Consider the following 16957-nt stretch of genomic DNA (forward strand, 5'->3'; position numbering starts at 1 on the left):
GCGGCTGCGGCGCACGTCGCCGGGCCGCATGCCCTGGCGCACGTCTTTTAAACGAGGCGCTCGCGCCGCAGGCGACGTACACTGGTCGGTCCACTGCAGGCCGGTTCCCCGCACGGGAACCGGCCTGCTGGGCCCTGAAGGAGGTACGCCGGATGACCACCACGGTCCCCGCACTCGGCACCCGTACGGCCGAGGGCTCCGCCCTGCAGGCGGTACTCCTCGACATGGACGGCACTCTCGTGGACACCGAGGGTTTCTGGTGGGACGTCGAGGTGGAGGTGTTCGCCGCTCTCGGCCACACCCTCGACGACTCCTGGCGGCATGTCGTGGTCGGCGGCCCCATGAGCCGCAGCGCGGGGTTCCTCATCGAGGCCACCGGCGCGAACATCACCCTCGCCGAACTGACCGTCCTGCTCAACGAGGGCTTCGAGGACCGCATCGAGCGCGCCCTGCCGCTGATGCCCGGCGCCGCCCGGCTGCTGGCCGAACTGGCCGCGCACGAGGTCCCGACGGCCCTGGTCTCCGCCTCCCACCGGCGCATCATCGACCGTGTGCTCACCTCGCTCGGCCCCCAGCACTTCCGGCTCACCGTCGCCGGCGACGAGGTGCCGCGCACCAAGCCGCACCCCGACCCGTATCTGTTCGCGGCCGCCGGACTCGGCGTCGATCCGGCCAGATGCGCCGTCGTCGAGGACACCGCGACCGGTGTCGCCGCCGCCGAGGCAGCCGGCTGCCAGGTGGTGGCCGTGCCCTCCGTGGCGCCCATCGCCCCGGCCGCCCGACGGACCGTCGTGACCTCTCTCGAAGAGGTCGACCTGGCATTTCTGCGCGGCCTGATGACACAAATGATCTGAGCGTTCACCAGACGTGCGGGGAGCATTCGCACGCGTTTTCTTTCCCAGTCGCACGCGAGCGCGGATTAAACCGGAGACGGGCCGGGCGGGGTCGAATTCCGCCGGGTGTGAACGAGGTTGGCGATGTGAGGTTCCCCACGCCGCAGGGCCTCGACACGAGCGACGACGTGTGCCATCTGCCCCTTTTTCCGAAGCATGGGCGTGCCCTTGTGTCCGGATTGGGGGGACGCTGTACCCAAACCTTCCACTGTCGGGTTTTCGGTGTGTCCACGCCCGGTTTCAGAGCGTGATGGAACCTCAACTCCGGTGGCTGTGAACCCCGCAGCGGGCGCCCATTAATCTCGTCGCGAGAACATCACCCCCCTCCCCGTGGTCTCGCGGCGCCACCCCTGCTTGCGTGATACACGGACCTGACAGCAGTGGAGAAACCCGAGCATGAACCGCAAGACTTTGGTGCTGCCGGCCGTCATCGGCCTGCTCGCGCCGGTACTCGCCGCCTGCGGCGGGACCGACGGCGGGAGCGACGGCGGCGGCGCGATCGCCGTCGGCACCACGGACCGGTTCATCGCCACCGCGGACGCCCCCGCACCCCTGGACCCGGCCTACGCCTACGACGTCGGCAGCTGGAACATCCTGCGCCAGACCGTGCAGACCCTGATGATCCAGCCCCGCGGCGAGGGCGAGCCCGTCCCCGAGGCCGCCGAGAGCTGCACCTTCACGGACACCGGCAACGAGCGCTACGTCTGCAAGCTGCGCGAGGGCCTGAAGTTCGCCGACGGCAACCCGGTCACCGCCAAGGACGTCAAGTACTCCATCGACCGCGCCCTGGCCATCAAGGCCGACTCCGGCGTCTCCGCCCTGCTGTCCACCATCGACACCGTCGAGGCGCAGGGCGAGCGCGAGGTCGTCTTCCACCTGAAGACCGCCGACGCCACCTTCCCCTACAAGCTGTCGACCCCCGTCGCGGGCATCGTCAACCCCGCCGACTACGACAAGGGCAAGCTGCGCGACGGCTTCGAGGTCAGCGGCTCCGGCCCGTACAAGCTCGAGGCCAAGGTCGAGAACGACGAGATGGTCTCCGCCGTGTTCACCAAGAACGCCGACTACAAGGGCGCTCTGACGGTGAACAACGACAAGGCCGAGATCCGCTCCTTCAAGGACGCCGACGCCATGGATGCCGCCCTGCAGAACGGCGACATCGACGTCATGAGCCGCACCCTGACGCCCGAGCAGATCAAGAAGCTCTCCATCGACCCGGGCGAGAACGTCGAACTCATCGACATGCCCGGACTGGAGATCCGCTACCTCGCCTTCAACACCGACGCCCCCGGCGTCAAGGACAAGGCCGTACGCCAGGCCATGGCCCAGGTCGTCAACCGCAGCGAACTGGTCTCCAAGGTCTACGGCTCCCAGGCCGAGCCCCTCTACTCGCTGGTCCCGGCCACCATCACCGGCCACTCCAACTCGTTCTTCAACGAGTACGGCGATCCCAGCACCGACAAGGCCGAGTCCCTGCTGGCCAAGGCGGACGTCACCACCCCGGTGAAGCTGACGCTGCACTACACCACCGACCACTACGGTGCCGCCACCAAGCAGGAGTTCGAGGTACTGCAGAAGCAGCTCAACGCCAGCGGCCTGTTCGACGTCACCATCAAGGGCACCCCCTGGGACAGCTTCGTCCCCGCCCAGCGCAAGGGCTCCTACGAGGTCTGGGGCATGGGCTGGTTCCCCGACTTCCCCGACGCCGACAACTACCTCGCGCCGTTCCTCGACGACGACAACTTCCTCAAGTCGCCGTACGCCAACAGCGTCATCCGCAACACCCTCATCCCCGCATCCCGCCGCGAGCCCGACCGGGGCTCGGCCGCGACGAGCCTGACCGAGATCCAGGACATCGTCGCCGAGGACGTCCCCGTCCTGCCGCTGTGGCAGGGCAAGCAGTACGTCGCCGCCCGTGACGACATCACCGGCACCGCGTACGTCCTCAACTCCTCCTCCACTCTTCAGCTCTGGGAACTCGGCCGCGGTGTGAGCGGCTGACGCTTCCGCGTCCTCCGGGGGGCCCGGGACGGCGCACCCCGGGCTTCTTCTCGAGAACGACGACAAGGCACACGCACGTGAACATGCGCAACCAGTGGCCGGTCCTGCCCATCGTGGCGGGACTGGCCTCCGGCCTGCTGACCGGCTGCGGCACGGAGACCGGCGACTCCGGCGGAACCGGCTCCAGCGTGGTCATGGGGATGTCCGACGACGTCCTCGCCACCGACCCGGCATCGGGCTACGACCCCGGCTCGTGGCTGCTGTTCAACAACGTCTTCCAGTCCCTGCTCAGCTTCCCCAAGGGCGGCACCGTGCCCGAGCCGGAGGCCGCCGAACAGTGCGGCTTCTCCGACACCCAGGCCACGGTCTACGAGTGCACCCTCAAGGACGGCCTGAAGTTCAGCAACGGCGACCCGCTCACGTCGGAGGACGTCAAGTTCTCCTTCGACCGCATGCTGAAGATCAACGACGACGCCGGCCCCGCGATCATGTTCCCCATGCTGGACAAGGTCGAGACCCCGGACGACAAGACCGTCGTCTTCAAGCTGAAGGTCCCCGACGCCACCTTCCCCAGCAAGATCGCCTCCGGCGCCGGCTCCATCGTCAACCACCGCGACTACGACGCCGACGGCCTGCGCGAGGACGGCGAGGCGAGCGGCTCCGGCCCCTACCAGCTGGACTCCTTCAGCGACGACGAGGCCGTCTTCTCCGTCAACGAGAACTACAAGGGCACCGCCGAGATCCAGAACTCCGGCGTCACCCTCAAGTTCTTCCACGGCGACCAGACCGCCCTCAAGCAGGCCCTGCAGAAGGGCGACGTCGACATCGCCTACCGAGGCCTGAGCGCCGCCGACATCGCCGACATCGAGGCCAAGTCCGACGGCACCGGCACCGAGGTCGTCGAGGGCAGCAGCGCCGAGGTCCAGCACCTCGTCTTCAACATGGACGACCCCGTCGCCGGACAGCTCCCCGTCCGCAAGGCCATCGCCCACCTCCTCGACCGCGACGCCCTCATCAGCAACGTCTACGAGGGCACCGCCACCCCGCTCTACTCGATCATCCCGGCGGGCATCGACGGCCACAACACCGCCTTCTTCGACACCTACGGCGGCCGCCCCTCCGAGGAACAGGCCAAGTCCGTCCTGCGCGAGGCCGGCATCACCGACAAGGTGCAGCTCACCCTCTGGTCCACGCCGTCCCGCTACGGCCCCGCCACCGACCAGGAACTCAAGGCGATCGCCGGACAGCTCAACGACAGCGGCCTGTTCGACGCCGACGTCAAGTCCGTGCCGTTCGAGCAGTACGAGAAGGACATCGCCGCCGGCAAGTACGGCGTCTACGTCAAGGGCTGGGTTCCCGACTACCCCGACGCCGACAACTTCACCGCCCCGTTCTTCGGCAAGGGCAACGTCCTCGGCAACAACTACACCAACAAGACCATCACCGGCACGCTCATCCCGCGCACCGCGGGGGAGAGCAACCGCGCCGCCACCGACAACGACTTCGACGCACTCCAGCAGATCGTCGCCGACGAGATCCCCGTCCTGCCCGTCTGGCAGGCCAAGCAGTACGCCGTCGTCGCCGACGGCGTCTACGGCCTGGAGTACTGCCTCGACGCCTCGACCGTCTTCCGCTTCTGGGAGATCAGCAAGAGCAAGGACTGACCGGCGCACCGTCTAGGCACGCGCGAAGGGCGCCCTCCCCGCGGGGAAGGCGCCCTTCGCGCATGTGCCGTTCGGCGGCGGGTGCTACTGCTGCGCGCCGGGGCGCACCAGCCCGCTCTCGTACGCGTACACAGCCGCCTGCACCCGGTCGCGCAGCCCCAGCTTGGTCAGCACATGACCCACATGCGTCTTGACCGTCGTCTCGCTCACGAACAGATCCGCGGCGATCTCCGCGTTCGACAGCCCGCGCGCCACCAGCTTCAGCACCTCCACCTCACGCTCGGTCAGCGTGTGCAGCGTGTCCGGAACCGGCTCGTCGCCCGAGGGCAGATGCGTGGCGTACTTGTCGAGCAGCCGGCGCGTGATGCTCGGCGCGAGCATCGCCTCACCGGCCGCCACCACGCGAATGGCCTGCACCAGCTCATTGGCCGGGGCGTCCTTCAGCAGGAACCCGCTGGCGCCCGCCCGCAGCGCCTCCACCACGTACTCGTCGAGATCGAACGTCGTCAGCACCAGCACCTTCGCCGGGCCGTCCCGCCCGGGACCGGTGATCTGCCGCGTCGCCTCCACCCCGTCCATCCGCGGCATGCGGATGTCCATCAGAACCACATCGGGCTGCAGGGCCCGCACCTGATCGAGCGCCTGCAGACCGTCACCGGCCTCACCGACGACCGCGATGTCCTGCTCCGCCTCCAGGATCATCCGGAAGCCCGTACGCAGCAGGGGCTGGTCGTCGACCAGTAGGACGCGGATGGCCACGTGAGTCTCCTTCGCTAGTCCGGCCCCATTCTGCCCTGCTCGCCCACCGCCGACTCGGGCGCCCTCACCGGCGGTTCGACCGGAACTGTCACCGCCACCGCCAGCGGATAGGGCGGGGGAGTGCCGCCGAACTCCGGACAGTGCGCCTGGTGGTCGCACCAACCGCACAGCTTCGTGGGCCGCGGCCGCCAGTCACCCGTCTCCGTCGCCTGCCGGATCGCCTCCCACAGCGCCAGCAGCTTGCGCTCGACGCGCTCCAGATCCGCCGGCACCGGGTCGTACGTCAGCACGTCACCGCTGCCGAGATACACCAGCTGCAGCCGGCGCGGGACCACCTGCTTCAGCCGCCAGACGACCAGCGCGTAGAACTTCATCTGGAACAGCGCACCCTCGGCGTACTCCGGCCGGGGCGCCTTGCCCGTCTTGTAGTCGACGATCCGCACCTCGCCCGTCGGCGCCACGTCCACCCGGTCGATGATCCCGCGCAACCGCAGCCCCGACTCCAGCTCGGCCTCGACGAACAGCTCACGCTCGGCGGGCTCCAGCCGCGTCGGGTCCTCCAGCGTGAACCACCGCTCCACGAGCCGCTCCGCCTCACCAAGCCAGCGCGCGAGCCGCTCGCCCTCCGGGTCGTCCGCGAACAGCTCCACGACCTCCGGACGCGACTCCCGCAGCCGGTCCCACTGCCCGGGGATCAACGACTTGGCGCGCGGCGGTGTCCGCTCACCCGCCGGGGCGTCGAACAGCCGCTCCAGCACCGCATGCACCAAGGTCCCCCTGGTCGCCGCCTCGCTCGGCTTCTCCGGCAGCCGGTCGATCACCCGGAACCGGTACAGCAGCGGGCACTGCATGAAGTCACTGGCCCGCGAGGGCGACAGCGAGACCGGCGCTATGGCCGTCCCGGCCGGGACGGAGTCCACGGACTCCCCGGACGGTGTGGTCACGGCCTGCGCTGCGCTCTCGGTGCTGGTCTCCATGCCCCAAGACCTTACGGCCCACCACTGACAGTCACCCAGCCGCAGGGGTGCCGGGGCGGAACGCGACGGGCAGGCCGCATACCATCGACCCGAGACCCTTCCGCCCGGCAGGCGCGGAGGACGCTTCGAACGAGGGGACACCGTGGACCAGAGCGGCGGGAGCGGCCAGCCGCGGCCGGACGACAAGGACCCGGCCGAGCACCAGCCAGCCCACAGGACCCCGCCCTCGGCCGACCCAGCCCCCGAAGAGCCCCCGGCGGCGACCGGCACGCCCAGCCCCGACGCCCCCCGCACCCCGGGCGAACCCGACACCTCGAAGAACGCGCCCCCGCCGACGGCCGACCCACAGAACGGGGCGGGCCCCGGCGAGCACACCGCACCTGCCGCCACTGATGGCGAGACCGAGCCTTCCGCCCCCGGCGACGGCACTGCGTCCGCTGTCCCGTCAGCGCGCGGCGGCAACGCCGCACCCGCTGCGCCTGGCGGTGACACCGAGCCCGCTCCCCCCTCCGCGCCCGGTGGCGAGACCGCGTCCGGCGCCTCCGGCAACAGCACCGCGCCTCCCGCCTCCGGTGACGGCACTGCGCCCGCCGCGCCTTCCACGCCCGGCGACGAGACCGCGTCCGGCGCCTCCGGCAACGGCGCTGCATCCCCTACCCCCGGCCACGGCCCCCGCACGGAGGCACACAGCCACCACGACCCCGCCCCCGGCAAGGGGCGCCCCGCGCAGCGGGAGCCCGGTGGGGGCATCCTCATGGGCCGGCCCTTCGGCGTGCCCGTGTACGTCGCGCCCAGCTGGTTCCTCGTCGCCGCGCTGATCACCTGGGTGTTCGGCGGCCAGCTCGACCGGGTCCTGCCCGAACTCGGGGCCGCCCGCTACCTGGTGTCCCTCTTCTTCGCGGTCGCCTTCTACGCCTCCGTCCTCGTCCACGAACTCGCCCACACCGTCGCCGCGATCCGCTTCAAGCTCCCGGTCCGCCGCATCCAGCTCCAGTTCTTCGGCGGCGTCTCCGAGATCGAGAAGGAGGCCGAGACCCCCGGACGGGAGTTCGTCCTCGCGTTCGTCGGCCCGCTGCTCTCCCTCGTCCTGGCCGGCCTCTTCTACGCCGCCATGCAGACCGTCGAACCCGGTACCGTCCCCGGCGTCCTGCTCGCAGGCCTGATGATCTCCAACCTCATCGTGGCCGCGTTCAACCTCCTGCCCGGCCTCCCCCTCGACGGCGGCCGCATGCTGCGCGCCGTCGTCTGGAAGCTCACCGGCAAACCCATGAGCGGCACCATCGCCGCCGCCTGGTTCGGCCGCGCCCTCGCCGTCGCCGTACTGATCGGCCTGCCGCTGCTCACCCAGTCCGGCGCCCTCGGCTCCGACGCCGTCGACAACGTCGGCATGGACACCGTCATGGACGCCCTGCTCGCCGCCATCCTCGCCGCGATCATCTGGACCGGCGCCGGCAACAGCCTGCGTGTCGCCCGCCTGCGCGAGCACCTGCCCGAACTGCGCGCCCGTACCCTCACCCGGCGCGCCGTACCCGTGCAGACCGACACCCCCCTGTCCGAGGCGCTGCGCCAGGCCAACGCCGCCGGCGCCCGCGCCCTGGTCGTCGTCGACGCCGACGGCCACCCCCTCTCCCTCGTCCGCGAGGCCGCCATCGTCGGCGTACCCGAACACCGCCGCCCCTGGGTCCCGGTCAGCGGACTCGCCCAGGACCTCACCGACGGCATGCGCGTCTCCGCCGAGCTCGCGGGGGAGGAACTCCTGGAGGTGCTGCGGGCCACCCCCGCCACCGAGTACCTCGTCGTCGAGGACACCGGCGAGATCTACGGCGTCCTGTCCGCCGCCGACGTCGAGCGCGCCTTCGTCAAGGCCATGGCCCGCCCCTCCTAGGGCCTGTCTTCCGGATCATGCCGGCGTCGCGGCGTCTGGCACGCACTCCCCCACTGCCTTAAAGGCGTGGGGGACCCCCATCGCGTCGCCGCCCTCCTCCGCCTTGCAGCTGCACGCACCAGACCCCGCTCGACCCGGCCAGGAGGCGTAAGCGCCCCGCAGCCGGCCTGATCCGGAAGACAAGCCCTAGTGGTCGGCGACCCCCACAAACCCCGGTACGCTGGTCACATGTCCGAACCGACCGGTGCCGCCCGCAGGCGCGGGCCCTTCAAGGTCGGGGACCAGGTACAGCTGACCGACCCCAAGGGCCGCCACTACACGTTCACGCTCGAAGCCGGGAAGAACTTCCACACCCACAAGGGCAGCTTCCCGCACGACGAACTGATCGGCGCTCCCGAGGGCAGCGTTGTCCGCACCACCGGAAACGTCGCCTACCTCGCGCTGCGCCCCCTGCTCCCCGACTACGTCCTGTCCATGCCCCGCGGGGCAGCCGTCGTCTACCCGAAGGACGCGGGGCAGATCCTCGCCTTCGCCGACATCTTCACCGGCGCGCGCGTCGTCGAGGCCGGCGTCGGCTCCGGCTCGCTCAGCAGCTTCCTGCTGCGCGCCATCGGCGACGAGGGCATGCTGCACTCCTACGAGCGCCGCGAGGACTTCGCCGAGATCGCCAAGCAGAACGTCGAGCGCTACTTCGGCGGCCCGCACCCCGCCTGGCAGCTCACCGTCGGCGACCTCCAGGACAACCTGTCCGACACCGACGTCGACCGCGTCATCCTCGACATGCTCGCCCCCTGGGAGTGCCTGGAGGCCGTCTCCAAGGCGCTCGTCCCCGGCGGCATCCTGTGCTGCTACGTCGCGACCACCACCCAGCTCGCCCGGACCGTCGAGTCCATCCGCGAGATCGGCTGCTTCAACGAGCCGACCGCCTGGGAGACGATGATCCGCAACTGGCACATCGAGGGCCTCGCCGTCCGCCCGGACCACCGGATGATCGGCCACACCGGCTTCCTCCTCACCGCCCGCCGCCTCGCCGACGGCGTCGAGCCGCCCATGCGCCGGCGCCGCCCCGCCAAGGGCGCCTACGGCGAGGACTACTCCGGCCCCAACGCCGACGGAGGCATCGGCCGCTGACGCGGCCCGCCACACCGTCCAACGCCGCCGCGCCGTGGTGGAGTTCCCGCACACCAGCGAGAACTCCACCACGGCGCTTCGTCGTTGACACCGGGCATTGACACCGCGCCAGGGGCCCCCACCGATCCCGCGTGACAACCGGCACCCCCGCCGTTCCCCCTCGCTGTGACGTGTGGCACCATGCAGGCCACCCCCCCCACCGGCACAGCCCTCACGGGAGACACTCCTAGTGCAGCAATCCGCCGTCCCGGAACTGGCACACACGCACACCCACCCGATCCACTGGCTCGCCACCGCGACCGCCGTCGCCGGAGTCGTGGCCCTCTCCTCCGTGCTCCAGCCCGAGTCGGCGACCGCCGCCCAGGCACCCGGCACCGCACCGCAGTCCGCCCCGGCCGCCGCCGCGCCCCCCGCCACCACCGGCGTCGACTTCCCCCTGGACTGCGGCCCGGTGAAGCTCGTCGTCGCCAAGAAGGCGACCGGAGACCTCGACGGGGACGGCCGGCCCGAGACGGTCGCCGTCGTCCACTGCGACGCCGGCATGAGCACCCCGCCCGACGGCGTCTACGTCCTCACCCAGGGCGTCGGCGCCCCCCACGCGCGCGTGGTCGCCACACTCGTCGACCCCAAGGACCGCACAAAGGTCACCGACCTCGCCGTACGCTCCGGCACGGTCCGCGCGAGCCTGCTCGGCTACTCCACGCCCGACGTGCCCACCTGCTGCCCCGACGTCACCGACAACGCGAAGTGGCAGTGGAAGAACGGAGCGTTCGTCCGCTCGACACCCTCCGAGGCACGCAGCGTCTGACACCGGCCACCGGCAGATGTGAGAAATCAGACATTAGTAACAAGCCGTGAAGGCGCGGTCACCCCGCGTCCGGACCGAACACCTCGACCCTGTCCGAAACGCGCCGCACATGGATGCACTCGCCCGGACACTCCTTCGCCGAGTCCACCACGTCCGCCAGCAGCGGCAACGGCACCGGCGTGGTCGCCCCCTGCTCCTGCAACAGCTCGTCCTGCGCGCTCTTCACATACGCCAGACCGTCGATGTCCAGCTCGAACACCTCGGGCGCGTACTGCACACAGATGCCGTCGCCGGTGCACAGGTCCTGGTCGATCCAGACCTCCAGCGCCTCGCCGGCGACTGCGGCGTCCTGCTGCACGGTCATCTCTCCTGCCATTCTCATTCGCCGGACCTTTCGGGAACCTTCCAGGCCCTGACGGGTGTTGAACACCTTGACCCTACCTCCGCCCGCTTCCCCACCCGCTTCCGTGGGTATCCCCCTGGCGTGAGGGAGAGCGCAAGGGTGAAGATCGGACACACCCCGACAGTCTTTGTGATCTAGGGGTTTCAATCGACACCCGCCCAGGTAGGGTCTGGAAGCGTCCAGCTCCCCTTGGAGGAGGTGAGGACCGTGGCAGCCCACGACGACGACATGAACCGCGGCATCCGCCCGGGACGAGGGTCCGAAGACCCGGCCGGGCAGATCGCCTACCTTGAGCAGGAGATCGCCGTCCTGCGACGCAAGCTCGCCGACTCTCCGCGACACACGAGGATTCTCGAAGAGCGGATCGTCGAGCTGCAGACCAACCTGGCCGGCGTGTCCGCCCAGAACGAGCGACTCGCGAACACCCTGCGCGAGGCCCGCGACCAGATCGTGGCCCTCAAGGAAGAAGTCGACCGGCTCGCCCAGCCGCCGGCCGGCTTCGGAGTCTTCCTGGAGGCCAACGAGGACGGCACCGCCGACATCTTCACCGGCGGCCGCAAACTCCGGGTCAACGTCAGCCCGAGCGTCGAACTCGACGACCTCCGGCGCGGCCAGGAAGTCATGCTCAACGAAGCACTCAACGTGGTCGAAGCCATGGAGTTCGAGCGCGTCGGGGACATCGTCACCCTCAAGGAGATCCTCGAGGACGGCGAACGCGCCCTGGTGCTCGGGCACACCGACGAGGAACGGGTGGTACGGCTCGCCGAGCCGCTGCTGGACGTCACCATCCGCCCCGGCGACGCCCTGCTGCTCGAACCCCGCTCCGGCTACGTCTACGAGATCGTCCCCAAGAGCGAGGTCGAAGAACTCGTCCTCGAAGAAGTCCCCGACATCGGCTACGAGCAGATCGGCGGCCTCGGCAACCAGATCGAGGCCATCCGCGACGCGGTCGAACTGCCCTACCTCTACCCCGACCTCTTCAAGGAGCACGAACTGCGGCCGCCCAAGGGCGTCCTGCTGTACGGGCCCCCCGGATGCGGAAAGACGCTCATCGCCAAGGCCGTCGCCAACTCGCTGGCCAAAAAGGTCGCCGAGGTCACCGGCCAGGCCGCCGGCAAGAGCTTCTTCCTCAACATCAAGGGCCCCGAGCTCCTCAACAAGTACGTCGGAGAAACCGAGCGCCAGATCCGGCTCGTCTTCCAGCGAGCCCGCGAGAAGGCATCCGAAGGCACCCCCGTCATCGTCTTCTTCGACGAGATGGAGTCCCTCTTCCGCACCCGCGGCTCCGGCGTCAGCTCGGACGTGGAGAACACCATCGTCCCGCAGCTCCTCGCCGAGATCGACGGCGTGGAAGGCCTGCAGAACGTGGTCGTCATCGGTGCCTCCAACCGCGAGGACATGATCGACCCCGCCATCCTGCGGCCCGGCCGACTCGACGTGAAGATCAAGATCGAGCGCCCCGACGCCGAAGCCGCCAAGGACATCTTCGGCAAGTACCTCACCGAGCGCCTCCCGCTGCACGCCGACGACCTCGGCGAACACGGCGGCGACAAGACCACGACCGTCCAGAGCATGATCCAGACGGCAGTGGAACACATGTACGCCGAATCCGAGGAAAACCGCTTCCTCGAGGTCACCTACGCCAACGGCGACAAGGAAGTCCTCTACTTCAAGGACTTCAACTCCGGCGCCATGATCGAGAACATCGTGGGCCGCGCCAAGAAGATGGCGATCAAGGAATTCCTCGACAACAACCAGAAGGGCCTCCGCGTCTCCCACCTCCTCCAGGCCTGCGTGGACGAGTTCAAGGAGAACGAGGACCTGCCCAACACCACCAACCCCGACGACTGGGCCCGCATCTCCGGAAAGAAGGGCGAGCGGATCGTCTACATCCGCACCCTCATCACCGGAAAGCAGGGCGCCGACACCGGACGGTCCATCGACACGGTGGCCAACACCGGACAGTACCTGTAAAAAGCAGGGCGGCTGCGGGTGCCCTCCACCGGGTACCCGCAGCCGACTGTTTTCCGGGCTGAATTTTGGGCACGGCCGGACCAAGGCAATGACGCAAATGATCTCCACACCAGCGCAGAGCCGTTCTAGGCTCTTCGGTACCGCCGAGTCGCGCAGTGCGGGGACGGGCACCGCACACGCAACCCAGCGCCAGCGGTATCTGAGCGGCGCCCACGACCGAGGACGCCGCCGGGCAAGGAGGGCCGCATGACCGTACGGCGAGTAATGGGCATCGAGACGGAGTACGGCATCTCCGTCCCCGGCCACCCCAACGCCAATGCCATGCTCACCTCGTCCCAGATCGTCAACGCCTACGCGGCGGCGATGCACCGGGCCCGCCGGGCCCGCTGGGACTTCGAGGAGGAGAACCCGCTCCGCGACGCGCGGGGCTTCGACCTCGCCCGCGAGGCCGCCGACTCCAGCCAGCTCACCGACGAGGACATCGGCCTGGCCAACGTCATCCTCACCAACGGCGCACGGCTCTACGTCGACCACGCCCACCCCGAATACAGCGCCCCCGAAGTAACCAACCCCCGCGACGCCGTCCTGTGGGACAAAGCCGGCGAACGCATCATGGCCGAAGCCGCCGAACGCGCAGCCCAGCTCCCCGGCGCCCAGCCCATCCACCTCTACAAGAACAACACCGACAACAAAGGCGCCTCCTACGGCACGCACGAGAACTACCTGATGAAGCGGGAAACCCCCTTCTCGGACATCGTGCGCCACCTCACCCCCTTCTTCGTCTCCCGCCAGGTCTTCGCCGGAGCCGGCCGCGTCGGCATCGGCCAGGACGGCCACGAACACGGCTTCCAGCTCAGCCAGCGCGCCGACTACTTCGAAGTCGAAGTCGGCCTGGAGACGACCCTCAAGCGCCCCATCATCAACACCCGCGACGAACCCCACGCCGACGCCGAGAAATACCGCCGCCTCCACGTGATCATCGGCGACGCCAACCTCTCCGAGATCTCGACCTACCTCAAACTGGGCACGACCGCCCTCGTCCTGTCCATGATCGAAGACGGCTTCATCGCCGTCGACCTCGCCGTCGACCAGCCCGTACGCACCCTCCACCAGGTCAGCCACGACCCCTCCCTGAAGCGGCTCGTCACCCTGCGCAGCGGCCGCACCCTGACCGCCGTACAACTTCAGATGGAGTACTACGAGCTCGCGCGCAAATACATCGAGGAACGCTACGGCGCCGACGCCGACGAGCAGACCAAGGACGTCCTGGCCCGCTGGGAGGACACCCTCACCCGCCTGGAGAACGACCCCATGAGCCTCGCCGGCGAACTCGACTGGGTCGCCAAGCGCGAGGTCATGGAGGGCTACCGGCGCCGCGACAACCTCGACTGGGACGCCGCCCGCCTGCACCTCGTCGACCTCCAGTACGCCGACGTACGCGCCGAGAAGGGCCTCTACAACCGCCTCGTCGCCCGCGGCCGCATGAAGCGGCTCCTGGACGAGCAGGACGTCGAGCGGGCCAAGTCCACGCCCCCCGAGGACACCCGCGCCTACTTCCGCGGCCGCTGCCTCGAGCAGTACGCCGACGACGTCGCCGCCGCCTCCTGGGACTCGGTCATCTTCGACCTCCCCGGCCGCGACTCCCTGCAGCGCGTCCCAACCCTGGAACCGCTACGCGGAACGCGAAATCACGTCAAGGAGCTCCTGGACCGCTGCCGCACCGCGGAAGACCTGGTCAGGGTGCTCTCGGGCGGCTGAACGGGTACTCGGACCGTCCCGGGCGCGAGGGTGGAAAACCCGCCGTCCGGGAATCATCGAGGTGGCCCTCGTACGTTCTTCGAACTACAGGGCCGATGTCAGACCCGGCTAGTAGGGTCTGATCATCACCGATCGGCAGGAAAGCCGACCTGTCGACCATGTCGGGCAACTGAGCGGGGTGAAGGTTATGGCAACCAAGGACACCGGCGGCGGCCAGCAGAAGGCCACGCGCTCCACCGAGGAAGTCGAGGAGCAGGCGGCGGAAGCCCAGGCTTCGGAGGACCTCAAGGAGCGCCACGAGAAGCTGAGCGACGACGTGGACTCGGTTCTGGACGAAATCGATGATGTCCTCGAGGAGAATGCAGAGGACTTCGTGCGCTCCTTCGTTCAGAAGGGTGGGCAGTAAGACGCTTTTTCCTTCGAATCGAAGGTGAGCGACAGGGGTGGGAGTGTTCGAGAGCGAGGATGCGAAGCGCTGCTCGCGGTGCAAGCAGTACAAGCCGCGAGCAGCCTTCGCAGGCAATAGGGCGGCTCGTGACGGGTTGCAGGCCTACTGCCAGGAGTGCTGGGCCGCTTACCACCAGGCCCGGCAGCTAGCGAAAGGGAAGAACGTTCGGCCGCGGGTAGAGGTGCCAGAGGGGCACAAGTGCTGCCGCAGCTGCGGGACGATCAAGCCGCACAGCGAGTGGCACCGCCATGCCACGGCGTCCGATGGGTTGTCGACGAGTTGCAAGTCTTGCCGTGCGGTCAAGGCGCGCGCAGGCCACCTGAAGCGCCACTACGGCCTCACCGAAGCCGAGCGGGACGAGATGATCGCCTCCCAGATGGGTCTTTGCGTGATCTGCCTGAAGGTCCCGGCCGGACATGTGGATCACTGCCACAAGACGGGTAAGGTCCGTGGCGTACTGTGCTTCAACTGCAATTCGGCCATCGGCAAGTTGGGAGACGATCCCGACGCAGTCCGTCGAGCCGCTGCCTATCTGGAAGGAATCGCGTGGAAGCCAACACTCGTAGCACCGGGCGTCTACCAGCTGCCTTCCTGACGCCAGGATCCTCCTCATTCATGGACTTCCTCTCCGAGCACCAGCCGGAGCTGCTGCCGGGGAAGCGGCAACTGCCGCCGACGCAGGGCGTGATCGAGGCGCCGCACGGGACGACGATCGTCGCCGTGGCCTTCCCCGGAGGCGTCGTGCTGGCCGGTGACCGGCGAGCGACCATGGGGAATGTGATCGCTCAGCGGGACATCGAGAAGGTGTTCCCGGCGGACGAGTACTCGGCCGTCGGTATCGCCGGCACGGCCGGTCTCGCCGTGGAGATGGTGAAGCTGTTCCAGCTGGAGCTGGAGCACTTCGAGAAGGTCGAGGGCGCTCAGCTGTCGCTGGAGGGCAAGGCGAACCGGCTGTCGACGATGATCAGGTCGAACCTGGGCATGGCGATGCAGGGGCTGGCGGTCGTGCCGCTCTTCGCGGGGTACGACCTGGACCGTGCCAAGGGTCGGATCTTCTCCTACGACGTGACCGGCGGCCGTTCCGAGGAGCAGGGCTACGCCGCCACCGGTTCGGGCTCGATCTTCGCGCGTGGTGCGATGAAGAAGCTCTTCCGGGACGACCTGAGTGAGGAGCAGGCGACCACGCTGGTCGTGCAGGCGCTGTACGACGCGGCTGACGACGACTCGGCGACCGGTGGTCCCGATGTCGCGCGCCGGATCTACCCGATCATCACCGTGATCACCGAGGACGGCTTCCGCCGGCTCACCGAGGACGAGGCCTCGCAGATCGCACGCGCCGTGCTGGAGCGCCGGCTGGAGCAGCCGGACGGTCCGCGGGCCGCGTTGCTGTAGCGGGCCGCTGCTTGTTGCAAGGTGATCCAGTGATTTCGACAGAAAGGGACGGATAACCGGTGTCGACGCCGTTCTATGTCTCACCTCAGCAGGCCATGGCCGACCGGGCGGAGTACGCCCGCAAGGGCATCGCGCGGGGCCGCAGCCTGGTCGTGCTGCAGTTTGCCGACGGCATCGTGTTCGTCGGCGAGAACCCGTCCCGTGCGCTGCACAAGTTCAGCGAGATCTATGACCGGATCGGCTTTGCGGCCGCCGGTAAGTACAACGAGTACGAGAACCTGCGCATCGGCGGTGTGCGGTACGCGGATCTGCGGGGTTACACCTATGACCGGGGTGACGTGACCGCGCGTGGCCTGGCCAATGTGTACGCGCAGACGCTGGGCACGATCTTCTCCAGTGTGGGGGAGAAGCCGTACGAGGTGGAGCTGGTGGTGGCCGAGGTCGGCGAGACGCCGGAGTCGGACCAGATCTACCGGCTGCCGCACGACGGTTCGATCGTGGACGAGCACGGCTCGGTGGCGGTGGGCGGCAATGCCGAGCTGATCAGCAACTACCTGGATCAGCGCCATCGTGATGGCATGACCCTCGCGGAGGCCCTGAGGCTGGCGGTGCAGGCTCTGTCGCGGGAGTCGAACGGCACGCAGCGGGAGATCCCGGCGGAGCGGCTGGAGGTGGCGGTGCTGGACCGTACGCGGCCGCAGAAGCGGAAGTTCAGGCGGATCCAGGGCCGTCAGCTGGAGCGTCTGCTGGCCCAGCAGGAGGGCGCGGCGGCGGACGCGGCCGAGGAGGGTTCGTCCGAGGAGGACTGAGCCCGGCCCCGCCGAAATGCTCTGTGGAAGCCCCGCGCCTCGTTCCCGGCGCGGG

15 protein-coding genes are annotated in these 16957 nt (G+C 68.9%); 12 read left to right on the top strand and 3 right to left on the bottom strand.

Annotated elements, in window-relative coordinates; all coding sequences use genetic code 11:
* Positions 1-152 precede the first annotated feature (152 nt).
* From ACIQ6Y_RS28090 to ACIQ6Y_RS28100, 3 genes are all read left to right on the top strand, one after another.
* The gene (locus tag ACIQ6Y_RS28090) at positions 153-854 is read left to right on the top strand and encodes an HAD family hydrolase (protein ID WP_404042844.1); all 702 of its coding nucleotides are present in this window, start codon (positions 153-155) and stop codon (positions 852-854) included.
* A 435-nt stretch (positions 855-1289) separates the two neighbouring features.
* Positions 1290-2894, top strand: a complete 1605-nt coding sequence (locus ACIQ6Y_RS28095) for an ABC transporter substrate-binding protein (RefSeq protein WP_404042846.1) — start codon at positions 1290-1292, stop codon at positions 2892-2894.
* Between the two features lie 77 nt (positions 2895-2971).
* Positions 2972-4558, top strand: coding sequence for an ABC transporter substrate-binding protein (locus ACIQ6Y_RS28100; RefSeq protein WP_404042848.1), 1587 nt, complete (start codon positions 2972-2974; stop codon positions 4556-4558).
* 84 nt (positions 4559-4642) lie between these two features.
* On the opposite strand, the gene ACIQ6Y_RS28105 is transcribed toward ACIQ6Y_RS28100, so the two are convergent.
* A complete protein-coding gene (locus ACIQ6Y_RS28105) occupies positions 4643-5317 on the bottom strand; it encodes a response regulator transcription factor (RefSeq protein ID WP_356689794.1) in 675 nt (224 codons plus the stop codon).
* A gap of 14 nt (positions 5318-5331) precedes the next feature.
* A complete protein-coding gene (locus ACIQ6Y_RS28110; protein ID WP_404042850.1) occupies positions 5332-6294 on the bottom strand; it encodes a RecB family exonuclease in 963 nt (320 codons plus the stop codon).
* Positions 6295-6436: 142 nt separating this feature from the next.
* Between ACIQ6Y_RS28110 and ACIQ6Y_RS28115 the strand changes: the two genes are divergently transcribed.
* The 3 genes from ACIQ6Y_RS28115 (at position 6437) to ACIQ6Y_RS28125 (ending at position 10118) form a co-directional block, all read left to right on the top strand.
* Entirely contained in the window at positions 6437-8179 is a 1743-nt protein-coding gene (locus tag ACIQ6Y_RS28115; protein ID WP_404042852.1) for a site-2 protease family protein, read from the top strand.
* Between the two features lie 228 nt (positions 8180-8407).
* Positions 8408-9310, top strand: coding sequence for a tRNA (adenine-N1)-methyltransferase (locus ACIQ6Y_RS28120; protein WP_404042854.1), 903 nt, complete (start codon positions 8408-8410; stop codon positions 9308-9310).
* A gap of 229 nt (positions 9311-9539) precedes the next feature.
* Entirely contained in the window at positions 9540-10118 is a 579-nt protein-coding gene (locus tag ACIQ6Y_RS28125; protein ID WP_404042856.1) for a hypothetical protein, read from the top strand.
* Between the two features lie 58 nt (positions 10119-10176).
* Here the strand turns inward: ACIQ6Y_RS28125 and ACIQ6Y_RS28130 are convergent, their stop codons facing one another.
* On the bottom strand, positions 10177-10482 hold the full coding sequence (locus ACIQ6Y_RS28130) for a ferredoxin (RefSeq protein ID WP_404042858.1): 306 nt from the start codon (positions 10480-10482) through the stop codon (positions 10177-10179).
* 246 nt (positions 10483-10728) lie between these two features.
* On the opposite strand from ACIQ6Y_RS28130, the gene arc reads away from it, so the two are divergent.
* From arc to prcA, 6 genes are all read left to right on the top strand, one after another.
* The gene (gene arc, locus ACIQ6Y_RS28135; protein ID WP_404042860.1) at positions 10729-12495 is read left to right on the top strand and encodes a proteasome ATPase; all 1767 of its coding nucleotides are present in this window, start codon (positions 10729-10731) and stop codon (positions 12493-12495) included.
* A gap of 246 nt (positions 12496-12741) precedes the next feature.
* Positions 12742-14253: a depupylase/deamidase Dop gene (gene dop / locus ACIQ6Y_RS28140; protein ID WP_404042862.1), complete on the top strand. Its 1512-nt coding sequence runs from the start codon at positions 12742-12744 to the stop codon at positions 14251-14253.
* 187 nt (positions 14254-14440) lie between these two features.
* Positions 14441-14659 carry a ubiquitin-like protein Pup gene (locus ACIQ6Y_RS28145; RefSeq protein WP_062154959.1) on the top strand — a complete coding sequence of 73 codons (219 nt, stop codon included), beginning with the start codon at positions 14441-14443 and terminating at the stop codon, positions 14657-14659.
* A gap of 43 nt (positions 14660-14702) precedes the next feature.
* Complete coding sequence (locus ACIQ6Y_RS28150) at positions 14703-15296, top strand: endonuclease VII domain-containing protein (RefSeq protein ID WP_404042864.1); 594 nt, start codon at positions 14703-14705, stop codon at positions 15294-15296.
* Positions 15248-16093 carry a proteasome subunit beta gene (prcB, locus tag ACIQ6Y_RS28155; protein ID WP_404042866.1) on the top strand — a complete coding sequence of 282 codons (846 nt, stop codon included), beginning with the start codon at positions 15248-15250 and terminating at the stop codon, positions 16091-16093. Before ACIQ6Y_RS28150 ends, prcB begins: the two co-directional genes overlap by 49 nt.
* A 59-nt stretch (positions 16094-16152) precedes the next feature.
* Entirely contained in the window at positions 16153-16902 is a 750-nt protein-coding gene (gene prcA / locus ACIQ6Y_RS28160) for a proteasome subunit alpha (RefSeq protein ID WP_404042868.1), read from the top strand.
* The last annotated feature ends 55 nt before the right edge of the window (positions 16903-16957 follow it).

The sequence above is a fragment of the Streptomyces sp. NPDC096205 genome, from assembly GCF_044763135.1.
Classification (GTDB): domain Bacteria; phylum Actinomycetota; class Actinomycetes; order Streptomycetales; family Streptomycetaceae; genus Streptomyces.